Below are 10,540 nucleotides of genomic sequence, written 5' to 3'. Positions count from 1 at the left end.
CCCCGTCCTCTCACACCACCGGGCATACGGTTCCGTACCACGGCGGTTCACGATTGGCTCTGAAGCCGGTTCATTGTATCCAGCAAGCTTACCAGAGACAGGCGGTTGAACACCTTCTTTGGCAACGCCGCATTCATGTGAGATGCGCCGCTATTCCACCAAGGTCCACGACCATTCGTTGCACTCATCCAGGCCCTCAGCTCTGTCAGACCCAACCGCATTAGATTACGTGCCCGCGTGCGGGTCCGTTTCCACTGCTGCCACAAGATCAAGCGGAGCCGTCGCCGTACCCAGCCCTCCAGAGCTCCGACCGAGCGCTTCGAGGCCGTCAGGCGATAATAATTCACCCAGCCCCGCAGTACCGGGTTCAGGTTCCGGATGGTCGTTGTCAGCGACTGTCCTCGCGATCGTTTCAGCAACGGTCGCAGTTTGGTCATAAAAGCCTTCAGGCTCTTCGGTGCGATCCTCAACCGTACCTGCCGTTTGTGCCAGCTCACGCTGTAGCCCAAAAAGCTCCGACGCCACGGGCGATCCACAGCGCTTTTGGCTATGTTCACCGTCAGGCGCAGGTGCGTTTCCAGATAGCGGGTAATACTAGCCATCACCCGATGTCCGGCCCGCTCGCTGCGAACGTAGATGTTGCAGTCGTCCGCGTAGCGGCAGAACCGGTGCCCCCGGTGCCCCCGGCGCTCCAGCTCCCGATCCAGTTCGGTCAGCAGCACGTTGGAGAGCAGGGGTGACAGAGGGCCGCCTTGCGGTGTCCCTTCCCGTCTCGGGCTGACCAACCCATCGTTCAGCATGCCAGCTTGCAGATAACGCCGGATCAGGGTGAGTATCCGCCGGTCCGTGATGCGACGAGCCAGCAGGCTCATCAGCACATCATGGTTGACCCGGTCAAAGAACTGGGCCAGATCCAGATCGACCACCCAGTGGTGGCCGTCGTTGATGTGCTGCTGCATCGCCTTGACCGCCTGATGGGCGCTTCGACCGGGCCGGAAGCCGTAGCTGTGATCCGAGAAGGTCGGCTCCAGCATTGGGCTCAGTGCCTGATGAAGCGCCTGCTGGATCAGGCGATCCTGCACCGTCGGGATACCCAGTATCCGCTCGCCGCCTTGCGGCTTGGGAATGCTAACCCGGCGTACCGGCTGAGGGTGGTAGTCTCCGGCCAACAACCGCTCACGCAGCGTTAGCCAATGCTGTTGCAGGTGGCCTTTCAGGGCCATGACCGGCATCTGATCGACACCGGCCGCGCCTTTGTTGGACACCACCCGCTGATACGCACGCATCAGGTTCGGGCGCTCCAGCACCTGTTCCATCAGCGCATTCGGCTCCGCGTTCGTCCACGAATGAGCCCCCGCCTCTGCTTCGACACGGACCTCAGTCTCCGCCGGGTTCCGCCCGGCCCCTCTCTGAATGCCCTGACCCATCCGGGTCGCTTCTGTCTTCATAAGCACATCACGAGAACTCATCGTCTACTAACGGCCAACCATGTTCGGTCCTTCAGTGCGCGGTGACGCACCTACTATGACCTCAGCTGAGTTCTGGCCCTCCATCCCCACCCCTCACGAGGTGAGTAGCACAGTGGCAGAGAGCCAGACTTCCCAGGGTAAGACGCGTGACCTTCACACTTATGCCTGCCGCATTTACGTCCACACCTTCCGTGCAAGTACTGGGCTTTGACGATAATGGCCGCCTTACCCGGTGTGACCGCCTGATGCGATTCCTGTTCGTCAGGCCAGTGCTTTGCCTGCGGCTTCCTTCAGATTCCACCTCGCGGTGGACACCCTTGCCGTCCGGCTAGTGGTTCCCCTTGCCGGGCCCACAGGGGACTTGCACCCCCAAGTCATCCGGCCAGCACCACCTGGACCGGAACAGCGCCCGTCAAGGCGCTACGCGCCATGCCTGGCGCACCACAAAAAAGGGGCCTTCAAGAAGGCCCCTTTCTGTTTTCTAGCCTGTAAATCGTGAAAAAGGGACCGACAAATCGCCAGCCCTTCTCACCTAGGTCATTTTGCCTTCCGCAATCAGCAACCCGCGCTCGTGGTTAAGCCCCTTGTAAAGGCTGTAGCACATAACGAGCAGCACAAAGGTGAATGGTAAGCCGGCACTGACGGCACCTGCCTGCAACGCACCCAGGGCGTCACCTCCGCCACCGAAGATCAGGGCTGCCGCAATTGCCCCTTCCATCACGACCCAGAACACACGCTGGGCAGTCGGTGCATCCACCTTGCCACCAGCGGTGATGCTGTCTATTACCAGAGAGCCGGAATCTGATGAGGTAACAAAGAATACCAGCACCAGAATGATCGCCAGGAAGGAACTGATCGCAGTGAACGGGATATTCTCAAGCATCTGGAACATCGCGAGCGACACGTCAGTGAGGCCACCCGAGGCCAAGGCACCTACGTCATTCTGTATCTGATCTAGCGCACTGCCGCCGAAGGTGCTCATCCAGACAATGGTAATCAGGGTTGGAATAAGCAGTACCGCAGTAATAAATTCCCTTACCGTCCGGCCTTTTGAGACCCGTGCGATGAACATCCCGACAAACGGTGACCACGAAATCCACCAGGCCCAATAAAACACTGTCCAGCCGTGGAACCAGGTTTCGTCTTCACGACCGAACGGGTTACTCAGGGCTGCCATGTTGCCGATATAGGATGTCGTGGTGTCCCACATCGTTTGGAAGATAACAATGGTGGGCCCTGCGAAAATAACGAAGAACAATAACAACGCTGCGATAATCATGTTCAGGTTACTCAACACCTTCACACCACCATCCAGACCTCGCAACACTGAAATCAGGGCAACCAGGGTAACACCAACGATGATCGCCATCTGGACGTTCATGCCCCCCTCGATGGCAGGAAACAGATAGGCGAGTCCTGACGCTGCCTGCTGTGCACCAAAGCCAAGGGAAGTAGCCAAACCAAATATGGTCGCCAACACCGCGACGATATCGATGATGTGACCAGGCCAGCCCCAGATTCGATCACCCAGAATGGGAAAGAATGCAGACCGGATGGTCAGTGGCAGACCTTTATTATAAGCAAAGAACGACAGGGAAAGCGCTACCACCGCGTAGATGGCCCAAGGGTGCAGACCCCAATGATACATGGTGCCGCCCATGGCGAGTTTCGCGCCAGCCGGAGTGTTGGCTTCAACGCCCAGCGGAGTGCCGTACCAATCTGTATAGTAAGCGACGGGTTCTGCAACCGCCCAGAACATCAGGCCAATGCCCATGCCTGCAGCAAACAGCATGGCGAACCACGACATGGTCGTGAACTCAGGTTTTGCATCCATGCCGCCGATGCGAATTTTGCCCACTGGCAGGAAAATAAGCGCCAGGCAAAATACCACGAAAATATTGGCACTCAGCAAAAAGAACCAGTCAAAACCGGCAATGGCACCATTCTTCGCGCCATCAAGTAATTCCTTCGAGGCCGAAGGAAAAAGCAGTGTGCCAACAACAAACAAAATGATCAGCACCGCTGTTACGGGGAAAACCACATTATGCAGATCGAGGCCGAATGTATTGACGTTATCCTGCCCCGCTACATAGTCGGTCTGGTATTCGTCTTTCACAACTTCGCCCACAGTGGAGCCTCCCTCATTGAACTTGATCGGTTTTACGATTGAATTGAAATATTCTAAAATTACGAAGATGTTAGTTTATTGTTTTGAGCTCTAAATATCAAAGTGATCTTTCAGATTAAAAGAGGACTCAGGTTTCATTTCAAGCCGAAATGCATTGTATTTTTGGGGATTTAGCGGGAAACCAACGCTAACGTCTGAGGGATAAACTCAGAAAGTGGTTGTAACCTCTCATGAGATCGTTACTCTGTTAATATATTGTAACCGAGGCGTAACCACTTGTTCACCTTCGAATACGATCAGTCATTCATTCCCGCGCAGTTGATTTATCCCCTCTTCGCGACACTTTTGTCGTGTATCTACAAACCTGAAAAGGAGTACCGACTATGCGTAAGCTAACGTCGCTTGCACTACTTTGCGCTGTAACAGCCCCAGCACTCGCCCAAGCCGAATGCGGCGAAGTATCCATTACAGAAATGAACTGGGCTTCTGCCTCTGTCGTTACCAACGTGGCCAAGTTTGTTATGGAACAGGGCTACGGGTGCGACGTATCCGTGGTGCCGTCGGATACCGTGCCAGCCGTTACCTCGATCGCCGAAAACGGTGAACCGGACATACTGACAGAGCTTTGGCTTAACTCCACCGGCGAGGTCTATAACGAGCTTGAGCAGGCGGGCAAAATTGAACGTCTGGGCAAGGTACTGGAACCCGGCGGAGTTGAAGGCTGGTGGATACCTACTGCGCTGGCGGAAAAACATCCAGAGCTGAAAACCATTGAAGGCGTGATGGAAAATCCCGACCTGGTGGGTAACCGCTTTAATAACTGCCCCGACGGATGGGGATGCCGCGTTGTCAGTGACAACCTGATACGCGCTCTGGATCTTGAAAGTTCAGGCATCGAAGTATTCAACCATGGTTCCGGTGAGACTCTTGCCTCTTCCATGGCGTCTGCAGTTCAGGACGGCGAGCCCTGGCTTGGATATTACTGGGGTCCGACAGTGCCTATGGGCAAATACGATATGACTCGGGTAGAGCTCGGAGAATATAAGGAAAAGGTTCACGAGAACAACCAGAATCAGGACGCGGATAGCCCTGGTGTTTCCGAGTTCCCCGCGGCGCCAGTGCTGACGTCTGTGACGACAGACTTCAAGGAGCGTCAACCGGAAGTAACGGATATGCTCAGCAAGATGACGTTCCAGACGTCCACCATGAGCAGCATCCTGGCCTGGATGGACGAGAATAACGCCTCTGCCGAAGAAGCTGCTGTCTATTACCTTAGCAACAACACCAGCGAATGGTCATCATGGCTTAACGACTCCGCACGGTCGAACCTCGCGGCTGTGCTGGAAAACTGATCACGCTTGTCACCCTGATCGCTTCGATCTTTAAATGACATGGCAGGGCCAGCCTTTGGCCCTGCTTTTTGCCCTGAAACAGTAACCGGATGACAGGCACTGCCCTGTCTTAAATCCGCACTGGGACCTGAAAAAAATGGCAACCTACGACTTTCTCTTCTCCGCCCTGGGCCTTAAACAATGGTGCGCCAGTGGAGAAAGCAGCGCACCCATGTCGATGGCAGATTTACTGACCAAAAACCGTGGTGGCGAAGCTGAACCCGAATCCCTATGGGATGTTCCTTTTCCGTCCATGGACGCCCTCAACGAGGCCTGCGGTAATTTCCCCCAGTCCCGGGAACTGACCAAGGGCCTTGAGCAAGGTTTCCTATCCATCAAAGATAGCCTCAGCATTGTGCTCGATCCGCTTACCCAGCCCCTGAGCTGGCTGCTGGACGGCACGCTTTACGGCATGCTGAACACACCTTGGTGGATCGTCATACCGCTGCTACTCCTCGTCGTATTTGCGGTCACGCGGACCTGGAAGCTGGTCGGCTTTGTGGCAATCTGCCTGATGCTGCTGGCGTTCATAGATTATTACGAATACGCGATGCAGACGTTATCCATTATTTTCGTCTGTGCTTTTTTATGCGTCCTGATCGGGGTGCCCATAGGCATAGCAATGTCCCGAAGTGACATGCTACAGCGGTTGACCATTCCTGTACTTGATATGCTGCAAACGCTGCCGCCCTTCGTTTATCTTATTCCGCTTATTTTCCTGTTTAGTGTCACCGAATCCAAACTCTATGGTATTGCCATTATCCTCTACGCCATCGTACCTGTGATCCGACTGACAAATCTGGGTATTCGGTTGGTGGACAAGGACGTTATCGAGGCCGCCGACGCGTTTGGCATGACCAGCCGCCAAAAGCTCTACCGGGTGCAGATTCCACTGGCGCTTCCCAACATCATGGCAGGGGTTAACCAGACCATTATGATGAGCCTGGCCATGGTAGTGATCGCGTCATTGGTTTCCGCGCCCGGACTGGGCGTGCTTGTGTTACGAGGCATCCGGAATCTGGAACTGGGCGTCGGATTGGTCGCAGGGCTCGGCATAGTCATTCTTGCCGTGGTGCTCGACCGGGTAACAAAGGCCTCGCTGGCTCGAATCAACGCCTCCCAGAAGTAACAGGAATAGCATCATGGCGCGCGACATCAAGATTTCCATCCGCAATTTATACAAAGTATTCGGTGCCGACCCGCTCGGTGCCATGGCACACGTCAAGACTGGCATGGGCAAAGCCGAACTGCTGGAACAGCACAATCATGTGCTTGGCCTACAGAACATCAATGTCGATATCCGAGAGGGCGAGATTACCGTCATCATGGGGCTGTCGGGTTCCGGAAAATCGACGCTGATCCGTCACCTGAACCGGCTGATCGAGCCCACTAGTGGCGAGATCGAGATGGACGGCGAGAATGTCCTAGCCTTCAACGACACCCGGCTTCGCAAACTGCGGCGCGAACACATGTCCATGGTGTTCCAGAAGTTTGCCTTGCTGCCCCACAAAACCGTGCTTGAGAACGCTGGCATGGCCCTGGCTGTCCGTGGCTACACGATTAACGACTTTGAAGCGGAAGCCAACAAATGGCTTACCCGGGTGGGGCTGGAGGGTAATGGCAACCAGTACCCTCACCAGCTCTCAGGTGGCATGCAGCAGCGTGTGGGCATTGCCCGGGCACTGGCATCCAATTCTCCGATCATGCTGATGGACGAGGCGTTTTCAGCACTGGACCCCCTTATTCGCTCCGACATGCAGGACTTGCTGCTGGAACTGCAGGACGAACTGCAAAAGACCGTCGTCTTCATCACCCATGACCTCGACGAAGCACTGAAGCTTGCGGATAACCTGGTCATTCTCAAAGACGGACATATTGTGCAACAGGGTGAACCACAGAATATCCTGCTTAACCCGAATGATCCCTATATCATTAATTTTATCAGTGACATTAACCGGGCGCGGGTACTTCGGGTGAGATCGGTAATGGTACGAACTTCTGAGCCACCAGCGGACAGCGCCGGAGAGATTTCTGAAAGAGATAACCTCGAATCGGTCATTGCGCTCTCAGGAGGCGACACCGAACTCACTTACCGGGTCATGAAAAAAGGCGCGCAGGTGGGCGTACTGGACATGAAGGAGCTTATCAAGGCACTGGTGCCAACCGAGGCCCAAACAGATGGTCCGCCCGGGCAATTCTGAATTGTTCGCTGCACCTTGCTCGGTGTCCAGAAACAACAAAGCCCGGATCTTTCGATGCCGGGCCAAGTATGTAATCTAATATGGTCGGGACGGTAGGATTTGAACCTACGACCCCTTGCACCCCATGCAAGTGCGCTACCAAGCTGCGCTACGCCCCGAGACGCTGAGCCAATAAGAGGAATCTCAATGGCTTAGCGGGAGCGAAGTCTACACCAGCTCCCTGCAAAAATAAACACTATAGGCAGGAGTTTGTCGAAACAATAATGACTGGCCTCCAGAGCTGCCCTAGCCTCTTAACGCGTAGGGCTGTTGAGTACATTGAGCACGTCTTCCAGCTCCGTAATCATTTGACGAATCAATTGCTTATACTGGGTAGTATCGTCTTTGATTTCATGGCTGCTGAGCTTTTGCTTGGCGCCACCAATGGTATAGCCCTGCTCATAAAGCAGGCTTCGTATCTGTCGGATGGTGAGAACATCTGCCCGCTGATAATAGCGACGGTTACCCCGGCGCTTGACGGGAGAAAGCTGAGGGAACTCTTGTTCCCAATAACGTAAAACGTGTGCCTTTACTGCACAGAGGTCGGCGACTTCACCAATGGTGAAATAACGCTTCCCCGGTATGGTAGGCAGCTCGTTATTATGACTGGGTTCCAGCATACGCCTCTACTTTTTGCTTTAATTTTTGTCCTGGGCGAAACGTGACTACGCGTCGGGCACTGATCGGAATTTCTTCACCGGTTTTCGGGTTCCGTCCAGGCCTCTGCTTCTTATCACGCAAGTCAAAGTTGCCAAAACCGGACAACTTCACCTGCTCGTTGTGACTGAGAGCGTCTCTGATTTCATCGAAAAAAGCTTCTACCATTTCCTTGGCTTCACGCTTATTGAGGCCCAGTTCCTCATAAAGCCGCTCGGCCATCTCCGCCTTTGTCAAAGCCGCCATTCCTCAACTCCTCAATCTTGCTTCGAGTTCTCTCTGAAGCGTCGATATGACGCTTTCGAAGAGCTCTTGCACCTCGTCGTCGTTAAGCGTGCGATCCGGATGCTGCCAGAACAGGCTCAGGGCCAGGCTGCGTTTGCCCTCACCCAAAGCTGAACCCTCATATACATCAAACGCACGCAGTGCCGTCAACTGGTCGCCAGCCACCCGTCTTACGGCGCGCTCCACGTCAGCAAACGTAACATCGTTTCCGATAATAATAGCTAAATCCCGCCGAACTTCAGGGAATTTTGAAAATTCTTTGAAATTAGGCACATATCCGGAAAGGATTGGAGTCAAGAATAGCTCAAACATAACGATCGTGCCATTCAGGTCGAGTTTTTTCTGCGCCTGGGGGTGCAATGTACCCAGCCAACCCACAGGTTGTCCGTTCAGACTCAATTGGGCCGTCTGTCCCGGATGTAGCGCAGGGTGCTGGCTCGCGGCAAACTCGATGGTAATTCCGAGCAGTTGAAACAGTGCTTCAAGTTCACCTTTGAGGTCGAAAAAATCAGCATTGCGACGACCATTTGCCCAATTCTCAGGTACTTGAGCGCCAGCAACAACACCTGCAAGCATTGGCTGCTGGTCAATTTCAGAACCATTTTTGATAAACCGCAGCCCGGTCTCAAATAGCCGTACGCGGGGTTGCTGTCGCTTCTGATTGTAATCCACCGACTTGAGAAGACCGCTCCAGAGAGTTGTCCGCATCACCGAAAGGTCAGTGGAAATAGGATTGGCAAGTGCTATGCCTTTATGATCAGGATCCACCACGGCCTGTATTTTCGGATCTACAAAGCTGTAGGTGATCGCCTCCTGATATCCACGGGACACAAAGAAATCCTGAATTGCGGACACCGGGCGACGGGCTTCAGACTGAGGCTTCAGCTCAAGCGAACCTTCGGCCTGGGTGACAGGAAGATTGTTGTAGCCGAAGATCCGGGCAATTTCTTCGATCAGATCCACTTCAATAGCAATATCTGGCCGAAAACTCGGCACCCGAACCCGCCAGCCATTTTTAAGCAACTTATCAATACGAAGCCCCAAACGGGTCAGGATTTCCTCGACCTTGGTGCGGTCAATTTCGACACCCAGCACATCGGCGACCAGTTGCTCCCTGAGATCGATCACCCGGGGCTCGGGCAGATGCGCTTCACTGGCAACTTCCACAATCTCCCCTGCTTCACCTCCGACAATGGCCATCAACAACCCGGTTGCGCGCTCCATGGCGTCTCTGGCGAGCTCTGGGTCCACGCCCCGCTCAAAACGATGGGAGGCGTCCGTATGAAGGCCGTAATGCCGAGCTTTGCCCGCCAGCCGAACCGGCTCGAAATAGGCGGATTCAAGAACCAGGTCGCGGGTTTTCCCACTGACCCCTGAATGCTCTCCGCCCATAACACCCGCAATCGCAACAGGCTTCTCATGATCGGCAATGACTAACGTATCGTTGGTCAGCTCTACTTCCTGACCACCGAGCAGCACCAGCTTTTCACTGGGTAGTGCTAAACGCACAATAATTCCGCCCTGCAATTCATCCCGGTCAAATGCGTGCATGGGCTGGCCGAGTTCGAGCATCACGTAGTTGGTTACGTCCACCGCAGCATCAATAGAACGGATGCCGGAGCGACGCAGTTTTTCCTGCATCCAGAGTGGTGAGGGTACTGTCAGGTCTACGTTTCGTAACACCCGCCCCAGATAGCGGGGGCACTCTGGCGCAGCAGTAACGGCAATATCCATCACTTCAGAGTGTGCGGCCGGTACAGGCATTATTTCAGGGCTTTCACTGACTATCTGATTCAGTACACCTACTTCACGAGCAAGACCTCGGATCGAGAGGCAATCACTTCGATTCGGGGTCAGGTCTACATCTACAGTGACGTCGTTAAGCCCAAGATAATCGGCGACGTCCTGGCCTACCGGCGCGTCATCGGGCAATTCCATGAGGCCATCATGATTATCAGACAACCCCAGCTCTGACTCGGAGCAAAGCATGCCGGTGGACGCTTCGCCGCGCAACTTGGCCTTCTTGATCTTGAAATCACCGGGCAATATGGCGCCCACTACGGCAAACGGCGCTTTCATACCCACCCGCACATTGGGGGCGCCACAGACAACCTGAACTGGCTCATCGCCGCCAGCTACCAGACACACTCGCAGTTTATCCGCATCCGGGTGAGGTGCTACTTCGAGAATTTCGCCGACAACAATACCGGAGAAAGTTCCGGCTACGGGTTCAAACCCGTCTACTTCCAGACCAGCCATAGTGATCTGATGCACCAGAGCCTGTGTATTGATGGCAGGATTAACCCATTCGCGCAGCCATTGTTCACTAAATTTCATGATGTGTGCCTTGTTCTGATGCGATAACGCCGA

At 54.5% G+C, this 10,540-nt stretch carries 9 protein-coding genes and 1 tRNA gene; 4 read left to right on the top strand and 6 right to left on the bottom strand.

The window, feature by feature from the left end; all coding sequences use genetic code 11:
- Positions 1 to 47 precede the first annotated feature (47 nt).
- Positions 48 to 1,448, bottom strand: a complete 1,401-nt coding sequence (ltrA, locus tag WEB64_RS14645; RefSeq protein ID WP_368061163.1) for a group II intron reverse transcriptase/maturase — start codon at positions 1,446 to 1,448, stop codon at positions 48 to 50.
- 167 nt (positions 1,449 to 1,615) lie between these two features.
- Here ltrA and WEB64_RS14640 point away from each other — a divergent pair, with 167 nt between their 5' ends.
- Positions 1,616 to 1,801, top strand: coding sequence for a hypothetical protein (locus tag WEB64_RS14640; RefSeq protein ID WP_368061164.1), 186 nt, complete (start codon positions 1,616 to 1,618; stop codon positions 1,799 to 1,801).
- A 200-nt stretch (positions 1,802 to 2,001) separates the two neighbouring features.
- Here WEB64_RS14640 and WEB64_RS14635 read toward each other — a convergent pair whose 3' ends face one another.
- Positions 2,002 to 3,597 carry a BCCT family transporter gene (locus tag WEB64_RS14635; protein WP_368061165.1) on the bottom strand — a complete coding sequence of 532 codons (1,596 nt, stop codon included), beginning with the start codon at positions 3,595 to 3,597 and terminating at the stop codon, positions 2,002 to 2,004.
- A gap of 383 nt (positions 3,598 to 3,980) precedes the next feature.
- Between WEB64_RS14635 and WEB64_RS14630 the strand changes: the two genes are divergently transcribed.
- From WEB64_RS14630 to WEB64_RS14620, 3 genes are all read left to right on the top strand, one after another.
- On the top strand, positions 3,981 to 4,949 hold the full coding sequence (locus tag WEB64_RS14630; protein WP_368061166.1) for an ABC transporter substrate-binding protein: 969 nt from the start codon (positions 3,981 to 3,983) through the stop codon (positions 4,947 to 4,949).
- Positions 4,950 to 5,085: 136 nt separating this feature from the next.
- Entirely contained in the window at positions 5,086 to 6,117 is a 1,032-nt protein-coding gene (locus WEB64_RS14625) for an ABC transporter permease (protein ID WP_368061167.1), read from the top strand.
- A gap of 13 nt (positions 6,118 to 6,130) precedes the next feature.
- Positions 6,131 to 7,189: a betaine/proline/choline family ABC transporter ATP-binding protein gene (locus WEB64_RS14620; RefSeq protein ID WP_368061168.1), complete on the top strand. Its 1,059-nt coding sequence runs from the start codon at positions 6,131 to 6,133 to the stop codon at positions 7,187 to 7,189.
- A gap of 81 nt (positions 7,190 to 7,270) precedes the next feature.
- Here the strand turns inward: WEB64_RS14620 and WEB64_RS14615 are convergent.
- The 4 genes from WEB64_RS14615 to pheT all read right to left on the bottom strand — a co-directional run bounded on the left by WEB64_RS14615 (position 7,271) and on the right by pheT (position 10,507).
- Positions 7,271 to 7,347, bottom strand: a tRNA-Pro gene (locus WEB64_RS14615).
- 135 nt (positions 7,348 to 7,482) lie between these two features.
- Positions 7,483 to 7,848, bottom strand: a complete 366-nt coding sequence (locus WEB64_RS14610; protein WP_368061169.1) for a MerR family transcriptional regulator — start codon at positions 7,846 to 7,848, stop codon at positions 7,483 to 7,485.
- Complete coding sequence (gene ihfA / locus WEB64_RS14605; protein WP_152206387.1) at positions 7,829 to 8,131, bottom strand: integration host factor subunit alpha; 303 nt, start codon at positions 8,129 to 8,131, stop codon at positions 7,829 to 7,831. The genes WEB64_RS14610 and ihfA overlap by 20 nt, the downstream gene beginning before the upstream one ends.
- A gap of 3 nt (positions 8,132 to 8,134) precedes the next feature.
- Positions 8,135 to 10,507 (bottom strand): phenylalanine--tRNA ligase subunit beta, encoded by a 2,373-nt coding sequence (gene pheT, locus WEB64_RS14600; protein ID WP_368061170.1) that lies wholly within the window; start codon positions 10,505 to 10,507, stop codon positions 8,135 to 8,137.
- Positions 10,508 to 10,540: the final 33 nt, after the last annotated feature.

The organism is Marinobacter sp., from assembly GCF_040882185.1.
GTDB lineage: Bacteria > Pseudomonadota > Gammaproteobacteria > Pseudomonadales > Oleiphilaceae > Marinobacter.
The sequence above is the reverse complement of the archived record's forward strand: the minus strand, read 5'-3'. Positions and strand labels throughout refer to the sequence as shown.